This is a genomic window from uncultured Aquimarina sp. (assembly GCF_947492115.1).
Classification (GTDB): Bacteria; Bacteroidota; Bacteroidia; order Flavobacteriales; family Flavobacteriaceae; genus Aquimarina.
The window spans coordinates 30,091-50,441 of record NZ_CANLMM010000012.1; the positions used below are offsets into that span (position 1 = coordinate 30,091).

The window sequence follows — 20,351 nt, forward strand, 5'->3', positions numbered from 1 at the left end:
GGTTAACTATCGATTGATATATAAATAACCAGTTCGGGTCTTGGATATTCCCATAGCATTTTTGTAGACTAACACATAGAAGTATGTACCAACAGGGAGTTGACGTTCTTGACTTATAGTTACCCTACCATTAGATTCTCCTCGGAAAAATTCTTGATTTTGACCATAACCAATCGCTTCATAGACCAATACTCCCCATCGATTAAATATTTTTAATTCATTATCAGGGAATTTTTCAATATTGCGAATGATAAATACATCATTATTTCCGTCTCCATTAGGTGTAACCCCATTAAATACTTCTATATCGTCCTCTGCCGTAGGATCGGAGTTGTTGGGTTCTAAATAATCTGGAATTCCATCACCATCAGAATCAAAAGCGTCATCTGGTACCATATCACCATTAGGATCTGGATTTTCATCTTCTGTTAGTATTCCATCATTATCATCATCAATATCTTGGAAGTCATCAATTCCATCACCATCAGAATCCTGAGGGTCATAATCTACAGTTCCATTATCAGGATCATCTTGTACTTGATCAGGTATACCATCATCTCCAAATGGTCCATCGATTGTTCCGTCTCCATCACTATCGATACCATCGTGCCCTGCTTCAATATAATCGTAAATCCCATCTCCATCGGCATCAAGATCTAAGCTATCAATGATACCATCGCCATCTGTATCTAGGAAAGGATCTCCATTTTGCTCTTCTATATCTGTAATACCATCATTATCATCATCTAGGTCGAATACATTCGGGATACCATCTCCGTCTGTATCTAAGTAGCTAATGGTAGGATCATCTGGGTCTCCGTCATTATCAATATCCGTATTAGTACTATTATCAGGATCGTCAGAATCTTCTGTTATTGTAATTGAGGAATTAGGAATAGTAGCATTGGCAAAAGCCGTATTCTCTACAAAACCATTAATGATATCTTGTTCTGTAATTACATGTGTTCCTGTTATCATAAACATATCACCAGGGCCTAGTGTGGGTATCGACGTAGGATCGTTTAAGATGGCATTAGGATCGATCACATTTACATTTAATAAAGTAACATTTCCTGTATTGGTTATTGTGATAGTATAGTTAAGGATATCACCGATTTCAGTATAGGTAATGTTATCAACTGTTTTTAATATATCAATTGTTCCTAACTGTGGTGTGGATGTTACTGTGGCGTCATCAGGGTCTCCATCACCATTGGTGTCATTATCTGTTGGATTATTAGGATCATCCGAGTCATCCGTAATTATTCCTCCGTTGGTATCTTCGGCTGTAACCGTAGCTGTATTAGTAACTGATCCCGTATCTAAATCTTGTTGGGTTATCGTATGGGCAGCTATGACTGTTACTGTTTCACCAGGCAATAAACTAGATATATCAGCAGGTATTATACTACCTACATCGGCATTAGCGTCAGAAATATTAATATTACTTAAGGTTACATTCCCTGTATTAGTTACTTGCAATGTGTATGTAATAACTTCACCTACTGTGTCCCACAATCCGTCTGGAGCATTATCTGCTGCTTTTGTAAGACTAATAGATGGAGTTTGGTTTACATCAGTATTCGTAATATCATCTGGATCACCATCTCCATCTGCATCTGTATTAGTTGGATTGTTTGGATCGTCGGAAATATCAGATATTATATTTCCTGAAGGATCTGTAGCTTCAACAATAGCCGTATTAGATACAATACCGTTGTCTAGATCAGCTTGGGTAATAGTATGTATTGCAGAAGCTGTTATCGTTTCTCCCGGAAGTAAGATAGTAATATTTTGAGGAGTAATACTTCCAATATCTGCATTGTTATCAGTGATATTAATACTTGTAAGGGTTGTATTTCCAGTATTCGTTATCACAATAGAATAAGTAATTTGTTCTCCAATAGAATCATAAGTTCCATCCGTTGCTGGAAGAGATGCTTTACTTATAGAAATACCACTTTGGGAAGAAAACGTTGTTACTGTATCATCATCTGGGTTTCCGTCATTATTGTCATCTTGATCTGTTGTATTTGTAGGATCATCGGAATTATCTGTAATAGTGATTCCATTAGGATCTTGACCAGAAACAACTGCAGAGTTTGTAATACTTCCAGTGTCTACATCAAATTGTGTAATTACATATGTGGCAGAGAAAGTAGTAGCATCCGTTTCTCCTGGAATCAAATCAATTGGTCCACCTGTTACATTTACTAATGGATCTGTGATTTCTATATCGGTAATAGTGGTATTTCCTGAGTTGATTACTTCAAAAGTATACGAAATGGTTTCTCCAACTTGGGCAAATCCATCATTATTTGTGTCATTAAAGGTTCCGATTTTTAATAAGGTTAATTCTGGATCTCCAACTAAATCAGTTACTGTTGGGTCATCAGGATCTCCATCTCCATCTAAATCTTCATTATTTGGGTTGTCAGGATCATCGGAGAAATCGCTTACATCAGTTATGATTCCACCATCATCATCTTCGCCTGTTACCAAAGCACTATTAGTAATATTTTCCGAGTCAATATCAGATTGCAGAATTGTATATAATGCTGTAAAACTTGTATTGTCAATTTGCGCTGGATTTAACGTAATTGGACCTCCTGTTACTGGAACAATTGGATCGGTTATAGTAATGTTAGTAATGGTTACATTTCCTGTATTTCTTACATCAAATGTATAAGAAATAGTCTCACCGCTTTGTGGAATTCCATCACCATTTTCATCATTAAAATTAGCAGTTTTGAATAGCGAAAGCTCTGGATCTCTTGCTAAAGTGGTAACTGTTGGGTCATTATCATCTGTAGTCGTTGGGTCATCAGAAGTATCACTTACAGATCCTCCACTAGGATCAGTACCAGAACCTGTTGCAGTATTTATAACTTCTCCTGTATTTACATCTGATTGTGATAATATATACGTCGCAGTAAAGGTGCTGTTATCTGTTTGTCCAGGAACCAAGTCAATAGGTCCTCCAGTAACAGGAATTAGCGGATCAGTAATAGTAATATCGGTGATCGTTGTGTTTCCTGAATTCGTGACATCGAAAATATACTCAATGGTTTCTCCTGCCTGCGCTAATCCATCATTATTAGCATCAATAAAGACACCTGTTTTAAATATTGTAAGCTCAGGATTATTTGTTAGAGTTGTGACTGTAGTGTCATCTGGTTCACCATCATTATTTGTATCATTATTAGTTGTGTCATTTGGGTCATCAGATATATCCGAAATCGGGTTTCCGTTTGTGTCATTTGCAGTAATAATAGCAGAATTAGTAATACTTCCATTATCAATATCTGATTGTGTTATCGTGTATACTGCAAAGAATGAATTTGTATCAACTTGTCCAGGAACTAAGGAGATTGGACCGCCGTTAACGGTAACTAAAGGATCCGAAATGGTGATATCACTTAAGGATACATTTCCAGTATTTGTAATGTTAAAATTGTAGGTTATCGTTTCTCCTTGTTGTGGGATACCATCTCCATTTTGATCATTAAAGCTGCCAATTTTTTCAAAAGAAATAGAAGGGTTTTGTGTTATTATTGTTTCTGTAATATCATCTGGATCTCCGTCTCCATCGAGATCTGTATCAGTAGGATTATCTGGGTCATCTGAAATATCTGTAATTAGATTGCCAGAAGGATCTATTGCTTCTACCGAAGCTGAGTTATTTACAATACCGCTATCTATTTCATCCTGTGTAATTGTATGAATAGCATTTACTATTGTACTCTGCCCAGGAGATAAACTGGTAATCGTTGCCGGTGAAATACTTTCTGGATCTGCGTTTGCATCAGTGACCGAAATATTGGTTAAAGTAACATTTCCAGTATTGGTTATAGTTAACTCATAGATGATTTGTTCTCCAACGGTGTCGTAACTACCATCTGAAGCAGGTAATTCAGTTTTGATAAGACTAAGTTCTCCTTGCGTTGGGATAGTAGTGTTTGTAATATCATCTGGCTCGCCATCTCCGTTTGTATCATTGTTATCTGTATTATTAGGATCGTCCGAAGTGTCAGATATAATGTTTCCATTTGGATCTTGACCACTAGCAATCGCACTGTTTTGAATTACTCCAGCATCAATATCGTCTTGAGTAATACTATATGTAGCGGTAAATGTAGTGTTATCATTTTGTCCAGGATCCAGATCAATCAGGGTTCCTGTAACTGTTACCAATGGATCGGTTACACCGATGTTCGATACGGTTACATTACCGATATTAATGATATCAAATGCATATAATATAGTCTCTCCAACTTGTGTTAATCCATCTCCATTTTCATCTTGAAATATACCAGTTTTTGAAATGCTTATCTGAGGATTAGCATCTAATGTGGTAATCGTGCTGTCATCTGGATCACCGTCACCATTTATATCATTATTATCTGGATTATTAGGGTCATCACTGATGTCGGTAATGGTACTTCCATCTGGACCTTGACCGTTTACTGTGGCAGAATTCGTTATACTTCCGTTATTCAAATCTGCCAGTGTGATTGTATAAACTGCGGTAAAGGAAGTGTTATCAGACTGGTTGGGATCAAGATTAATGGGGCCTCCATTTACTGTAACTATTGGATCAGAAATTGTAATGTTGGATATCGTTACGTTTCCAGTATTTCTAATATCAAAAATATAGTTTATGGTTTCACCAATTTGTGGAAAACCATCTCCATTTTCGTCATTAAAGTTTGCTGTTTTTAATAATGTTAACTGAGGATCTCTGGATAAGGTTGTAATAGTGTCATCATTATCCTGAGTTGTTGTTGGATCATCAGAAACGTCTTCAATCAATCCTCCATTTGGATCAGTACCAGAAGCAATAGCAGAGTTTGTCACACTTCCTGTATTAATATCATCTTGGGTTAAAGTGTAAATAGCTGTAAATGCAGTACTATTTGTTTGTCCTGGTGATAGATTAATGGGACCTCCATTAATAGTAACCAAAGGATCAGAAATGGTAATTCCAAAAATTGAAACATTTCCAGTATTAGAAATATCGAAAGTATATTCAATCGTTTCTCCTACCTGTGCCAAACCATCATTATTGCTATCAATAAAAACACCAGTTTTACTTAGAGTTAATTCAGGATTAGAAAGTAATGTTGTAATTGTAGCATCATCAGGTTCTCCATCACCATTAATGTCATCGTTAGTAGGATTGTTAGGGTCATCAGAGGTGTCAGAAATGATACTTCCATCCGGAGCTTCTGACGATACAGTGGCAGAATTACTAAAGCTTCCCGAATCTATATCTCCTTGAGTCAAGGTATATGTGCCTGTAAAAGTAGTACTGTCCGAAATTCCTGGTGCTAAAGCAATAGGTCCTCTGTTAACTGTAATCACGGGATCAGAAACAGTAATATTGATCAATGTTACATTACCCGTATTGATGACTGTAAAATTATAGGTTATGGTTTCGCTTTCTTGTGGAAATCCATCACCATTTTCATCATTAAAAGTTGCTATCTTTTCTAAAGAAATAGAAGGATTTTGAAGTATAGGAGTAATTGTATTGTCATTTGGTGCTCCTGTTGAAGGATCATCAGATACATCGTTCACGATGTTTCCACAAGGGTCAATAGCTGTAGCAGTAGCACTATTTACAACTTGTCCAGCATCTAAGTCACTTTGGGTAATTGTATGCGAGGCATTTACTGTAATAGAGCTCATTGCAGGAATTGTAGTTATGTTAGAAGGAGTTATACTTCCTGCATCGGCATTCATATCACTTATCTCTACATTGTTTATTTCAACATCATTTATATTATTAATGACGATTTCGTATTCAATGATTTCTCCAAGGGTATCGTAGCTTCCATCTGCAGCAGGTAAAAAAGATTTTGTAATTACCATTTCAGCCTCTGGATTTACAGTTACGGTATAGTTGTATGAGTTACCTGCACAACCATCTTCGCTTGTGGGGGTAATAGTATAAATTACCGTTTGAACTATCCCTGAAGTATTAATAAGTACATCTGCAATAGAATTAGAATTTGAAGGTGTTGTAGTTTCTCCCACTACATTAGGATTATCATTTGCTACCCAACTAAAAGTAGTATTCATCAAGTTCACATCTCCAGTTAAATCATGATTTATCGAAGTGCTACTGCAGGTAATATCAGATGGTGGAGTATTATTAAAAGGTTCTGGTAACACCGTTATGGTTATAGTAAAAGTGTTTCCATTACAACCATCACTATTAAAGGGAGTTATTGTATATATAACATCTTGGTTACTGCCAGAGATATTTTCAATACTATCGGTAATAGAAGTTCCACTACCATTATTGGCTCCATTAATATTTGGATTTGGCGTTATCACCCAATCAAAAGTAACATCAGGAAGACCAGTTAAGGTAGTAAGATCAAAATTTATATTTGTATCACTACAAACTATTGTAGAGGTATCTGAAATTTCTAAAGTAGCGGTTACATCAATTGTATATGTGAATGTATAAACAGAGGTATTTCCTGCGCAATCGGTATAGGAATAGGTATATATTTTTTCACCGTCACATAAAGGGTCCGGATTTTCGGTTATAATAGGAGTAATATTATTTCCGCAGACATCAGTTACTAGAGGAGCGGTAGGCTGAACCGCATCTGCAATATCATTTACGGTTGCTGTTCCATTGGCTGGTACAACCGGAAGTGTAGTTACATCTATGATGTAGGTAAATGTGTATATAGAATCGTTTCCAGCACAATCGGTGTAAGTATAGGTGTATACTTTATCTCCTTCGCAGACAGGATCTGTATTTTCAGTAATTACAGGAGTAATATCGTTTCCGCAGACATCCGTTACTATTGGTGCAGTTGGTTGTGTAGCATCCGCAATACATTCTACGGTTGCTGTTCCATTAGCTGGTACAACCGGAAGTGTAGTTACATCTATGATGTAGGTAAATGTGTATATAGAATCGTTTCCAGCACAATCGGTGTAAGTATAGGTGTATACTTTATCTCCTTCGCAGACAGGATCTGTATTTTCAGTAATTACAGGAGTAATATCGTTTCCGCAGACATCCGTTACTATTGGTGCAGTTGGTTGTGTAGCGTCTGCTAAACATTCTACTGTTGCTGTTCCATTGGCTGGTACAACCGGAAGTGTCGTTACATCGATGGTATACGTGAATGTATATACAGAATCATTTCCTGCACAATCGGTATAGGTATAGGTGTATATTTTATCTCCTTCGCAAACAGGATCTGTATTTTCAGTAATTACAGGAGTAATATCATTTCCACATACATCCGTTACTATTGGTGCATTAGGCTGCGTAGCATCCGCAATACATTCTACGGTTGCTGTTCCATTGGCTGGTACAACTGGAAGTGTCGTTACATCGATGGTGTAGGTAAATGTATATACAGAATCATTTCCTGCACAATCGGTGTAGGTGTAGGTATACACTTTATCGCCTTCACAAGTAGGATCTGTGTTTTCAGTAATTACAGGAGTAATATTGTTTCCGCACACATCTGTTACTATTGGTGCAGTAGGCTGGGTAGCATCCGCAATACATTCTACTGTCGCTGTTCCATTGGCTGGTACAACTGGAAGTGTCGTTACATCGATGGTGTAGGTAAATGTATATACAGAATCATTTCCTGCACAATCGGTATAGGTATAGGTGTATATTTTATCTCCTTCGCAAACAGGATCTGTATTTTCAGTAATTACAGGAGTAATATTGTTTCCACATACATCCGTTACCGTTGGTGCAGTAGGCTGCGTAGCATCAGCGATACATTCTACTGTCGCTGTTCCATTAGCTGGTACAACCGGAAGTGTTGTTACATCGATGGTATATGTGAATGTATATACAGAATCATTTCCTGCACAATCGGTATAGGTGTAGGTATATATTTTATCTCCTTCGCAAACAGGATCTGTATTTTCAGTAATTACAGGAGTAATATTGTTTCCGCAGACATCTGTTACTATTGGTGCAGTAGGTTGTGTAGCGTCTGCTAAACATTCTACAGTTGCTGTTCCATTAACTGGTACCACAGGCAATGTAGTTACATCGATGGTATATGTAAATGTATATACAGAATCATTTCCTGCACAATCGGTGTAGGTGTAGGTATACACTTTATCGCCTTCACAAGTAGGATCTGTGTTTTCAGTAATTACAGGAGTAATATTGTTTCCGCATACATCTGTTACCGTTGGTGCAGTAGGCTGCGTAGCATCCGCAATACATTCTACTGTTGCTGTTCCATTGGCTGGTACAACTGGAAGTGTTGTTACATCGATGGTATACGTGAATGTATATACAGAATCGTTTCCTGCACAATCGGTATAGGTATAGGTGTAGACTTTATCTCCTTCGCAAGTAGGATCTGTATTTTCAGTAATCACTGGAGTAATTGGTGTACCGCTACTATCAGTAACTACAGGAGCGGCAGGTTGTGTGGCATCAGCAAGACATTCTACCGTAGCAGAATCATTTGGTGGAACTACTAATGGAGGCTCTACAGTTACTGTTATGGTGTAAATAGTTCCAATACATCCGCTAGTATTATCCGAAGGGGTAATTGTATATACTACATCCTGAGGAACCGAAGAAGTGTTTACAAGAGTATCTTGTATTCTATCATCGGTTGAAGTAGCAGTTGTTTCTCCAGTGATATTTGCATTATCTATAGCTGACCAAGAAAAATTTACACTGTCATTATAGTTATCAACGTGTCCTATTAAATTTTGATTCAATGAATCTCCAGTACAAATGTCTACAGTTCTAGTAGTGTCTAAAACTTGTGGAGCACGCTGCACAGTAACGGTGTATGTATATGTATCTTGAGGAGTTCCTCCAGAATCAAATCCAGTGATAGTGTATATTACTTCTTGATCTGTAGTTCCAATATTTATTAAAGTGTCAGTAATGCTAGAATCTGTAGAAGTGGTAGTTGTTTCTCCAGAAATTAATGGATTATCTGTTGTAGACCAACTAAAAGAAACGATACTCGGATCTACATCCATTGTTAAATCATGTGATAAGGTTTGACCGCCACAAATAGTTTCTTTAGGATTTACTGTTACGACTTCTGTTGCGGTAAAGTCTGTAGGATCTGCAATACTACCAGTTCTTGGCGTAGCGCTAGCAGTAACCGTATTGGTGATATCACTTTGATTTGAAATGTCCGTTGCCGTTATAATATAAGTTGCAGTCCAAACTGCATTTGTTCCTGGACCCAGTTCATCTAGGTCATTATCTATTCCATCATCTGTACCGGTTGTACTTTGAAGCGTTATTGTTCCCAGAGAACCACTTCCAGAATGTAAATCAGAAAGGCTTACTTCATCGAAAGTTACGTTTCCTGTATTTGAAACCGTATAAGTATATGTTATTGTTTGTCCTTCTGCAACATTGCTATCGTCATCGGCTTGTTTCGTAACCGAAATCCCTGGAGTCGATATTAAAGACACTATCGTTGGATCATTCGTTGAGGTTGTGGGATCGTCAGGATCATCCGATAAATCAGTAATACTACCTAATCCAGGATCCTGAGCCCCTACCGTTGCTGTATTTACTACCTGATTTGCATCGAGATCTTCCTGCGTAATTACATGGGTAGCCTCAAAGGTTGCAGTTTCCATTGGAGCCATGCTGTCTACAACATCATCAGTACCTGTATCAGTTCCTGTGGTGCTAATTAGAGTTATGGTATCCGCATTTGGGTCTACTACATTTACATCAGTTAATGTAACATTACCCACACTGGTAGCAACAATAGTATAGGTAATAGTTTGTCCGATGGTGTTATAAGGTCCATTTATTGGAGCATCATCCACTTTAGTGACATCTAATCTACCAAATTGCGGAATGCTAACCACAGTAGCATCATTAGGTGCTAATGTGGTTGGATCATCCGACATATCACTAACCACAGTTCCTTCGACTGGTTCGGTACCGGTAGCTGTAGCCATGTTTGTCGTGTTTCCATTGTCAAAATCCAACTGAACGATTTCATGAGTAGCTGTAAAAACAGCAGATTCTCCAGCAGGTAAGTTTGCAACTGAAGTTGGACTTAAACTACCCGCATCTATATTTACATCAGTAATCGTTACATTATCTAAACTTACATTTCCAGTATTGGTTACCGTGAATTCATAAGTAATTAATTCTCCTAATGTATCATATAAACCATCAGGAGCAGGTTGTGCAATTTTCTCCAATACCAAAGCACCAATTTGCTCTATTGGTGTAATAGTAGGGTCGCTTGTTATTGTCGTGGGGTCATCAGGGTCATCAGAGATGTCTGTGATGACAAAACCATTTGATAAGGTTCCCTCAGCAGTAGCAGTATTCACCACTTGATCTGCTTCAATATCCGCTTGTGTAATCGTATGAGTTGCTGTGAAATTTGCTGTTGCTCCAATTCCTAAATTAGAGACAGAAGCAGGAGATAGACTACCAGCATCAATATTAGGGTCAGAGATCGTAACACTCGGAATTATTTGACTTCCTGTGTTGGTTACCGTAAAATCATAGGTGATTATTTCTCCAACGGTATCATAACTGCCATCTGGAGCAGCTCTGTCTGTTTTAGTGATTTCTAGTTCATTGTTAATAATAGTAACATCCTCAGTAGGGTCATCGGGTAAGGCGTTTGTATCTACTTCGGTTTGAGTATTATTGATGGTATTTGTTACGGTAACATCTGCAGAAACTTCATTTACAGTAGCTTCAATTGTAAGGGTGTGAACCTCTCCAGGAAACATATCTCCAATATTCCAGTTCGGTTCTGACCAAGTACCAAAACTAGGAGTTACGGTTCCAAAGCTTAATTCAGAAGGTAAAATATCATTAATAACCAGATTACTTACAGGATCTTGTCCTAAACTTTCAACAGTAACAGTAAAAGTAACAGTATCCCCTTCAATGACAGGAGAGTTATCTACTGTCTTAGAAATTACAATTTCCGGAATACAATTATAAGCGGATAAAATAGCAGAGTTATAGGTACAAGTTCCACGTGTTACTCTAACAAAAAAATCTCCAGGTTCTGTTGGAGTAAATACACTCGTAGTAGCTCCCATGATTTCCACTCCATTTTGAAACCATTGATAGGCATCAAAATTTCCCGTTATTTCGAAAACATCCGAACCAGGCAAACAGCCTCCTCCAGTTATATCAAGTTCTACTACAGGTACTGTATCAAATCCAGAAAAATAACCTGCAATCCCAGCATTACTATTAACTCCTAAAAACCCAACGGCGATTGGACCAGAGGACTGTACGGAAACATTTCCCGTAAGATTAGGAATATAAAATGTTTTCCAATCTCCTGTTCCGGTAACGGTCTGTTCATTCGCAAGAGGTACAGTACCTGTATCATCGGTAACTATGATATTTGCATTTGGAGTAATAGAAGCTGCTACAATGGTAATCCCTCCATTAAAATTTAGGCCATCTACATCTCTAATATTAGAGATATTACTTAAGTTATCTGGTAATAAGCAGTTTACCGGAGCAATAAAGTTTAATCCCCCTGTTTGGATTCCGCTTGATCCAGAAAGATGTTGGTAAGCATATACTTCTTTAGTGGTAGTTACATACATGTTTCCTCCTGTTGATGCAGGAACGTAATTACTCCCATCGATTACATAGTATTCTCCTGTATTAATGGTTGTTTGGTATACACCTCCAACAAAAATATCAGTACCGTTCTGTGTTCCAATAATGATAGGTGTTTCTATGTCATTTACACCATTTCCTCTAATAAAAACATATTCCCTTCCTAAAACATTCTCAGGAACAGGTTGATCAATAACAGCATCTCTACTGTTACTTCCTACTCTTGGAGCTCCATTTAAATTTCCATTAGAAATCGCAATTTTTTTATCAGATTGGATGGTAGCACCTAACCAACAATCTATGTTTGCAATTGTAGCATTTCGCCAAGCTTCTAAAACATAGGTTTGTCCTTGTGTTAATGTTATAGTTAAGGTGTCATCTGTAATACCATCATTATCTCCTTGTAATCGGAATTCGCAATCTGTTCCGTACCCATAGATATTTACAATAGTAGTACCAGGTTCTGTAGCCATAATCCCTAAAGTCGCGTTGAGACTCGTTTGTCCGTTTCCATAATTCGGTCTACCACCCCATTTGAATAAGGTTCCTATAGCTTGCCTTCCTTTTGATGTTAATGAAGTACCTTGCGCAGAGGATCTTCCTCTATAGTTTACATAAAAATTCTCTCCTCCAACAGATTCAAATCGCAAACCACTATTACTAAGTACTACACCTGTATTTGTGTTATTTACGAGAGTGATGTTATTATCTCCGTCTGCAACGTCATATTTTCCTGGAGCAGTATTGGATATAGTTAATGTAGCAACTGCCGTAGTGTTGGTTCCTTGAAAAACGTTCACATCAAAAGCCGTTGTTTCTGGTGTAGATAAATAAAAAGCTTGTTGTCGTATTGCCTGATTATTACCACCTTGTTTTAATGGAGGAAGATAGTGGACATTACTCAGCTGGGCGGTCATATGAATACAACTGATTAACAAAAATAGTAGGAAGAGGTAATTTTTTCTCATGGTGTACTTATTATGACAATGATTTTCTAAATTAGAAAATGACCAGGTTTTTACTAGTTTAATTATATATGAAAATCTAGTTTTTATCGATGAAATACATAAAAAACAGGATTAAAGGTATTTGTTAAAAATGTTAAAATACTATTACTTCAAATATACATTTTAAGGGAATCTACCCCTTATTGGTAAGACGTAAACTATTTACTGTTAAAATATAAAATGTGGTTTTTTAAAAATGAAATGACAGTTCTGTTTGTATTGTTTTGATCATCAGTTAGGTGTGTGAAGTTTTGTGCTAACTAGAATATTTACATTACTTTTAATCCCAAATTATGATTAATTATATATCACACATTTTTTCCAAATCTTTTTTAAGAGTATTACTGTATATACTCATAAGCATCTATGTGATTTGGGTTGGGGTAGTGGTAGAACCAGATACTAGTAGTTATGTGGGGCTTTCCTTGATCACACCTCCTGGATATGGTACTTTTCTTTTTGTTTTTAGAAAAATATTTGGAGAGGATATATACTTTCCGATTGTTGTAGGTGTACAATTAGTAATCGGTTTTGTCTCTTGTATTTATCTTATTAAGACGATCAAAAGGTTTTTTAAAGTTGATAAACGATGGTTATTCTTTTTAGATGTTATTTTACTAGCTCCAATAGTAATTCCAGAATTTTTAACGGTAAATAGAATAGTGACGCAAGGTTTAGCTTACCCTGGTTTTTTAGTTATAACAGCTTTTTTAATCCGGTTTCTTTTGGGTAACAATAAAAAAGATGTTTTCTTTTTACTGATTAGTATTTTTTTAATGCTGCTCATTCGAACGCAGTTTTTCTTTATCATTCCTGTTTTGTTAATGATATTTCTCTACAAATGGTATCAGACTAAAAACTTTAAGCGGTATGTATCTGTCATCATACTTTTATTATGTTTGCCTGTTTTTGTGTCGTTATCCCAAAAAACTTTTAACTATATCGTTCAAGGGAAATATATAAACATTTCGAGTACAGGGCTTCAGATAATGATCATGCCTTTCTTTGTCGCTGATGAAGCAGATTACAGGCTTTATGAAGATACCAAGACTCAGGAATATTATAAAAAGATGTATGCAATTGCCTATGATCGCAAGCTATTAGATGATTTTTATGTTCCTTTAAATGATAATGTGTTTCATTATTTTGACTATAATTTTGTAAACATATCCTATGGAGTGTTTTCTATAGAAGGAAGAAAGTTTTTAATGCCTTCTGATCCAGATTCTCACGATGCATTAATTGCTAATGATAAGATGCTAGTGAGTATGTGGCTACCTCTCGTTATAGATAACTTTTGGAAATGCGCAGATCTGTTTTACAAAAATGTAGCACATGCTTTTGGCGGGTTTTATATGATTTGGTTATCTCTCTTAGTTTTAATAGGATCTTTATATCTATACTATCGCTATAAAGAGAAATTAGCATTATTTGCTTTTGTATGCATATCGCTTACTTTTAGTAATATATTACTGATCTGTGTGGTACAACATAGTATTCCCAGATATCTTATTTACCATCAGTGGATGCTACCAGTTTTATTTATTTTAGTATTAGATAAGTTTATAAAATCTAAAAAGCAATATTAGGGATAGAGTAATATATGCTAAGACTGATGAACAACTTGTAAAGTGGTTTCGTATAAATCCAATTTCAATACTTTAGCTTTTAACCAGGCATAAAAACTCATTACAAAAATATCTTCCTGATCTGCACTTTTGTGGATTAATGTATGTTCTATTTTAAATAGTAATTCTTCGGAATGAATAGTTTCAGGGTTAAAATAGAAGCTAGTGGCAAGAGATAAAAACTCAAGAGCACGATTTTCGTTATTATTTACCAAGTAAGATCGGTGTTTTTTTCTAAAACTTTTGGTTCGAGACTCTACCAAGTCCAGATGATCCAGTTCTATGTGCAGTAATATTTCGGTTAGGTTCTTTTGTACTACCCAAATGATACCAGCTTTTTCGGTATACCAGGTATCACTATGATGTAATTGATTAAGTAGCCTTAGTGCTTCTTTAAATTTTGATTGTTGAAAATAAAATACGACTAATGTTAATTTTAGATCTAAAATGTAAGAAGTTTGGTCTTTAGTCTTCTGAAAATTAAAAGCTTCTAACGATGCAACTGCTTTAGTAGCATTACCTGTATAATTGTAATTTAAAGTTTTTAACAATAGTAATTGAGGAAAAAATCTTTTGAAATATTTCTTTTTTTGTTTCTCCATTTGCTGTTCCATCAGTAACAGATACTTTTCGGAAACAGAGAAGTTTTTATTCCTAAAATAAGAATTAGCAACATAATATAAAATCTGTATATGGTAGAACAGATGTTTGTCTGTAAGTTGTTCTTTGGATTCAATTTGTTGATAGGTAGTTTCTACAAAAGAAAGAACGGAATAGAAGTTACGTGTTAGATTTGCTGCTTGATTTATGATCTCTAAAAGTTTGTAAAGAGATCTAAATGTTATGTCTCCTGTGATAGAGATGTCGAACTTATCTAACGATTTATGTATCTCTTGAGATATATTAATGTTGTTTTTCAAAAGTTTATCCTGAATATCTGCATAAAAAAGATTTAGATTTTCTTCTTGTCTTAGTAGGTTTTGGTTTTTTCTAAAATTTTCAATTAAAGTTTCTAGAGGAGTATTGGGATCTACATGAGCATATTGGATTCTGGTATAATGAATCTCATGCAAAAAGCTAAAAAGATCAAAGGCTTGTGCTTTTGATTCTGCTTTTTTTATGGTTTTTAAAGCTATTTTATATTGCTTTTGTTCAAAAAAGATTCTACTCGCCAACACTAGTTTAAAAATTTCCATTTCTTCTGAAGTCTCACTGTCAAAACTTTTAACAGCAATAAAATCAATCAAACTATCGTGTAATCTCTTGCAGAGTGCATGAAAAGCACCTTTTGCACTTTTTCCATATAACCTTATGTCTATATCTTTTTGTTCTGGAAACTTATCTAATAGTTTAAATAGTTGAATGTTCTTGGTGTCGTTTCTTTTGTTTTTATGTTTTAGATGCTGAATAAAACTTTGTTTCTCTTCACTAGATAAAGTCGCAATTATAGAAGATAAAGTGTTCATTATATCGTAAGTAATAATGATTTAAAAATACTGTAAATATTGATTAAATAGATAATATTTTAAAAATATATCGTAAGTTTTTTGTAAAAATTGAATTGAGAAGCTGAGGTAGAGGTTGCAAATTTGTCCTGTTCAAAACAAACAATTGAAATAATTAATCATCAAAATCAATTATTATGGACTACAAGTTTAGTAACGATGTAACAGAAGAAATCGTAAACGAAAACATCGAAAAACACGAAACAAAAGTATATGATCAAAAACCAACCCCAGCTTTTATTGGCGCTTCATGGGTGGCATTATTAGCAGGAATGGTGTCTTTCTGTACCGGTCTTTGGAATGCAGAAATGGCTCTTAACGAAAAAGGGTATTACTTTACCATTCTTTTATTTGGTTTATTCTCCGCAGTATCCGTACAGAAAAATGTGCGAGATAAGCTAGAAGGAGTGCAAGTAACGGAGATCTATTATGGGATCAGTTGGTTTGCTGCTTTGGCTTCGATTATCTTATTAATTATCGGATTATGGAATGCTGATCTGGATCTAAGTGAAAAAGGGTTCTACGGAATGTCATTTACACTTAGTTTGTTCGCAGCAATTGCAGTACAAAAGAATACACGAGATAAAAAATTCATAGAAAACAGGGAGTTATAATTGGAAATTCAATCAAAAGGAGGAGTCACTATTGTGTGGCTCCTTGTTTTGATGATTAGAGAAGGCAGCTACAACGCTGTGGCTGTCTTTTTTTGAAGTAAAGAGGTATTAATATGGAAACTTTTCTTAAAGTATCAATTTTTCACTTTGTTATTTTTTTCATTTCTGTATTCGGATTGACATGGTTTTATGAAATATTTCAAAGTGAGTTAGGGCGGGAAATTTTTGCTGGATTTCACTTTTTCACTATCATGTTCTTATATGTCTTAACAGGTTATATATTAGCTAAAAAGAACAACAAAGAGCTATATGTTAGCTATTTGTTAATTATAATGATAAGTGTTGCGTTTTGGTTATTCTGTCTTATTAAGTCTCCTAATACTCTTAACTATAAAAGTAATGTAGGAGGAGTATGGCTATTTTACCGTTTTTATATAAGTGGTATTGAGGTTCCATTAGTTTTTATCAATAAATACAATATTCTAATGTTTCAAAGTGTAAAAAGACAAATGTTTACTTTACTTGGACTGTCTTTTCTACCTCTAGTTTTTCAAGTAATAGGCACAAAAATTAAAAGACATTAATTATTAAATCTATCATGAGTCTTAAATTTCAAAAAGAATTACAACAGCTAGTTGCAGATCAGGTGATTTCTGAAGATATATCTAATAAGATATCAGAATACTATGATCAAAAAAGGCGTAGGCAACCAAACAAGTTATTTACCATATTTGGTATTTTCGGTTCTCTATTAATAGGTTCTGGAATTATACTTATGCTAGCACATAATTGGGATGATTTTTCCAGAATGACCAAAACCATATTGGCATTTGTACCATTATTTTTAGGGCAATTGATTGCAGGGTATTCTATTCTAAAGGATAAAAGTCGTACTTGGAAAGAAGCTTCCGGAACCTTTTTGTTTTTTGCAGTAGGAGCAAGCATATCTCTCGTAAGTCAGATATATAATATTTCTGGAGATTTAGGTGATTTCTTAAAAACCTGGACATTGCTTTGTCTTCCACTTTTATATCTACTCCGTTCTCATGCAGTAGGATTATTAGTTATTCTCCTAGGTACGTATTATGCTGCAGAGGTAGGGATATGGAGTTATAGAAGTAATAATATTCCTTGGTTCTATATTTTATTTGTTCTTGGAGTACTTCTGCACTATTGGTTGCAGGTTAGAAAACACATTACTACAAACACAACTACTATTTTTAATTGGATATTGCCCGCTAGTTTTATGGTTGGTTTAGGAGCGTTTATTAGTAATAACAGTGAATTGGGATTTGTAATGTATGTTACGCTGTTCGGAATATTTTATAATATTGGGAAATTACCAGCTTTTCAAAAAATAAGAACGCTTAGAAATGGATTCTTAATACTAGGTTCTCTAGGAACAATAACCCTTCTCATGATATTCACCTTTAAATGGCCTTGGGAAGAGCTTTTTGATACATGGGTATATCATTCTCAGGAATTCTACATTTCATGCTTTTTTGGAGTAATAGCAGTATTGTTCCTGTGTTACACCATTATTAAAAAAGGAGTGCAATCTGTCAATCTTTTTCAGGTGTCATTTATACTTTTTTGTATGTTATTCTTTTTAGTGGCAACGAATCCTTTTATCGCTATGATCTGTACAAATATTTTGGTATTCATCTTAGGAATAAGTGCAATTAAGATTGGATCTGATAAGTTGAATTTTGGAATTCTTAATTATGGATTGTTGATCGTTTCCATTCTTATTATTTGCAGGTTTTTCGACACTGATATGAGTTTTGTGATTAGAGGGCTGTTGTTTGTCATTGTAGGAGCTGGTTTTTTCTTTACCAATTACCTTATGCTGAAAAAGCAACGAAAAAGCCAAACTGTGTAAAAGTTGAAAAGTAAATATATGAAGCGTACCTCGGGAATTTTAAAATTACCTCATAAGAGGAAATGATTATTGGTAAATTCTATCTAACACTTGAAAAAAAACTAAAATATAATAAGATGAAAATTATTTATTTATTCATACTCTTTGTGATCGTTGCATTAGCACAAATCTTTGTTCCATTGCATATGATTGTTGATAAAGAAGATACGTTAATGTCTGGAGTTGCGTATAAATTCAAAACCCGACCTATCGATCCTACAGATCCGTTTAGAGGAAAATATATAACCCTACAATATGAAATGGATCATTTCGAAACAAAGGATTCCACGTATGTAGTAGGTGAGGAAATATATATCTATCTCAAAAACGATGAACAGGGTTTTGCTGAAATTTCACAAATAAGTAAAGAACCTTTGGAGATTTCAAAAGATTATGTGACTGCAAGAGTAAGTTATTATTATGATAACAAAGTGAATTTTCATTTGCCTTTTAATACATTTTATATGGAAGAAACCAAAGCGTATGATGCAGAGGTTGCTTATACCAAGGCAAATAGAGATAGTTTGCCTGCTAATGTATATGCTTTGGTGTATATAAAGGACGATGAAGCTGTTCTTAAGGATGTGTACATAAACGATATGCCTATTCAGGAATATGTGGAAAAATAAAAAAAAATGAATAGGGAATTAAACCTTTTTAAAAAATGATGGTCATAATATTGAAAACGAAAAAGTAGAGAATTATGAAGACATTATTTAAAACATCGGTATTCGGGCTTTTATTATTAGTATTTACAACATCTTGTGCTACAACTGTACGCGTACGTCCAGCAAACAAAGTGGTGGTAACCAAAGTACATAATCCAAGAGTTGTAGTTCATAAAAATGTAAAGTACTATCGAAGTGGTGGTGTCTGGTATGTTAAAAAGAATAGAAGGTATGTTGCCGTTGCCGCTCCAGTTGGAGTGAGAGTAAAAACATTACCTACTGGATACAGAGTAGTAAAAGTTCGAGGAGTAAAGTATTATAGATATAAAGGTGTTTACTATAAAAGAACCGGAAGGAACTATGTAGTAGTAAATGTATAGTATATGAAAAGTTGAGTTGGTTAGTTTAGTTAAGTAAGATTCCTTGAGGTTTTGTGTGAGACCTCAAGGTTTTTTTATTACCACGCTTCTTCAATTTTTATACGTTCACCGTTTCGGTAAGAAGCAATAAAAGCTCCTCTAAATCCTAGGCGCACAATTTCTCTTCTAAACTTTTTAGCTTCTGCTAATGAAGCAAAATTACCAAGAGCATATTTGTTGAAACTACCTGCTTTGATTTCTCTAAAATTCACAAATTTATCAGAATACATAGATAGATCTTTCTTTTCAAAAGCACCTATCTGTACGGCATATACTAATTCATTTTGAAGCGAAGCTTTCTCTTTTTCTTCTTGAGTATCCGAACCTTCGTCAGAAGCATTGATCTCCTGATCCATAGATAGGTTTTTGATAGTGTCTTCTAATTCTGCAATTTTATTATTAAGAATATCTGTTTGTGCTTTTGCTTCACTTTTAGGAATTACACTGTCAGAAGTATTAAACTGCATAAAGTAAATAGTACCTGCTACTCCTAAAAGAGCAACAAATCCAAGAATAATCGTGGCTATTTTAAATTTTCGAGTGTTTTCCTGTTCTTCTTTAAGAGCTTTTGTATGAGCATAGTTAGTTACTCTTTTTTCTTCTTTAGCATCATCTATCTGAACCTGAAAGTCTAGTAGTTCATCATCACTGATATAAGGCATGAGTCGTGGTTTTAATGTCTTCAAATATAGGTGATTATTACTTTATGCAAAAATTAAATTACTGATAAACCGTAATTGAGGCTGAGTACTGCTTTGTGTCCAGAGCAAATAATTGTGAGAATACCAACGTTTTTGAAGAGTATTTCTAAGAAAAAACAGTTTAAAATTGTAAGATTTTTTCTTTAAAAAAGCACGACTTTTTGATTTTGTGATACGCATACCGTCATTTAATTACATCATATCGAATACTTGTAAAATCTGGAAATATAATGAGTATTGAAACGTTATTACTTTTTCGGTATTCTATTTTTACAATCCA

Annotated in this window: 9 protein-coding genes; 6 read left to right on the plus strand and 3 right to left on the minus strand. The window is 35.0% G+C overall.

Annotated features, from left to right (window positions below):
- Window positions 1–6: 6 nt before the first annotated feature.
- The gene (locus Q1A73_RS22845) at window positions 7–12,525 is read right to left on the minus strand and encodes a PKD-like domain-containing protein (RefSeq protein WP_299610633.1); all 12,519 of its coding nucleotides are present in this window, start codon (window positions 12,523–12,525) and stop codon (window positions 7–9) included.
- A 383-nt stretch (window positions 12,526–12,908) separates the two neighbouring features.
- On the opposite strand from Q1A73_RS22845, the gene Q1A73_RS22850 reads away from it, so the two are divergent.
- Entirely contained in the window at window positions 12,909–14,204 is a 1,296-nt protein-coding gene (locus Q1A73_RS22850) for a hypothetical protein (RefSeq protein ID WP_299610636.1), read from the plus strand.
- A 17-nt stretch (window positions 14,205–14,221) separates the two neighbouring features.
- On the opposite strand, the gene Q1A73_RS22855 is transcribed toward Q1A73_RS22850, so the two are convergent.
- A complete protein-coding gene (locus tag Q1A73_RS22855; RefSeq protein ID WP_299610639.1) occupies window positions 14,222–15,709 on the minus strand; it encodes a hypothetical protein in 1,488 nt (495 codons plus the stop codon).
- 176 nt (window positions 15,710–15,885) lie between these two features.
- On the opposite strand from Q1A73_RS22855, the gene yiaA reads away from it, so the two are divergent.
- The 5 genes from yiaA to Q1A73_RS22880 all read left to right on the plus strand — a co-directional run bounded on the left by yiaA (window position 15,886) and on the right by Q1A73_RS22880 (window position 19,331).
- A complete protein-coding gene (gene yiaA, locus Q1A73_RS22860) occupies window positions 15,886–16,362 on the plus strand; it encodes an inner membrane protein YiaA (protein WP_299610641.1) in 477 nt (158 codons plus the stop codon).
- Between the two features lie 113 nt (window positions 16,363–16,475).
- Window positions 16,476–16,946, plus strand: a complete 471-nt coding sequence (locus Q1A73_RS22865) for a hypothetical protein (protein WP_299610643.1) — start codon at window positions 16,476–16,478, stop codon at window positions 16,944–16,946.
- Between the two features lie 14 nt (window positions 16,947–16,960).
- Complete coding sequence (locus Q1A73_RS22870; RefSeq protein ID WP_299610645.1) at window positions 16,961–18,244, plus strand: DUF2157 domain-containing protein; 1,284 nt, start codon at window positions 16,961–16,963, stop codon at window positions 18,242–18,244.
- A 116-nt stretch (window positions 18,245–18,360) separates the two neighbouring features.
- The gene (locus Q1A73_RS22875) at window positions 18,361–18,912 is read left to right on the plus strand and encodes a GDYXXLXY domain-containing protein (RefSeq protein ID WP_299610647.1); all 552 of its coding nucleotides are present in this window, start codon (window positions 18,361–18,363) and stop codon (window positions 18,910–18,912) included.
- 74 nt (window positions 18,913–18,986) lie between these two features.
- A complete protein-coding gene (locus Q1A73_RS22880; RefSeq protein WP_299610649.1) occupies window positions 18,987–19,331 on the plus strand; it encodes a DUF6515 family protein in 345 nt (114 codons plus the stop codon).
- 77 nt (window positions 19,332–19,408) lie between these two features.
- Here Q1A73_RS22880 and Q1A73_RS22885 read toward each other — a convergent pair whose 3' ends face one another.
- Entirely contained in the window at window positions 19,409–20,056 is a 648-nt protein-coding gene (locus tag Q1A73_RS22885; protein ID WP_299610652.1) for an SPOR domain-containing protein, read from the minus strand.
- Between the last annotated feature and the right edge of the window lie 295 nt (window positions 20,057–20,351).

What these genes read in the sequence shown, in the direction of transcription:
- Q1A73_RS22845 (WP_299610633.1), bottom strand. Translation starts at nt 12,525, where the DNA reads ATGACCGCCCAGCTGAGTAATGTCCACTATCTTCCTCCATTAAAACAA.
- Q1A73_RS22850 (WP_299610636.1), top strand. Translation starts at nt 12,909, where the DNA reads ATGATTAATTATATATCACACATTTTTTCCAAATCTTTTTTAAGAGTA.
- Q1A73_RS22855 (WP_299610639.1), bottom strand. Translation starts at nt 15,709, where the DNA reads ATGAACACTTTATCTTCTATAATTGCGACTTTATCTAGTGAAGAGAAA.
- yiaA (WP_299610641.1), top strand. Translation starts at nt 15,886, where the DNA reads ATGGACTACAAGTTTAGTAACGATGTAACAGAAGAAATCGTAAACGAA.
- Q1A73_RS22865 (WP_299610643.1), top strand. Translation starts at nt 16,476, where the DNA reads ATGGAAACTTTTCTTAAAGTATCAATTTTTCACTTTGTTATTTTTTTC.
- Q1A73_RS22870 (WP_299610645.1), top strand. Translation starts at nt 16,961, where the DNA reads ATGAGTCTTAAATTTCAAAAAGAATTACAACAGCTAGTTGCAGATCAG.
- Q1A73_RS22875 (WP_299610647.1), top strand. Translation starts at nt 18,361, where the DNA reads ATGAAAATTATTTATTTATTCATACTCTTTGTGATCGTTGCATTAGCA.
- Q1A73_RS22880 (WP_299610649.1), top strand. Translation starts at nt 18,987, where the DNA reads ATGAAGACATTATTTAAAACATCGGTATTCGGGCTTTTATTATTAGTA.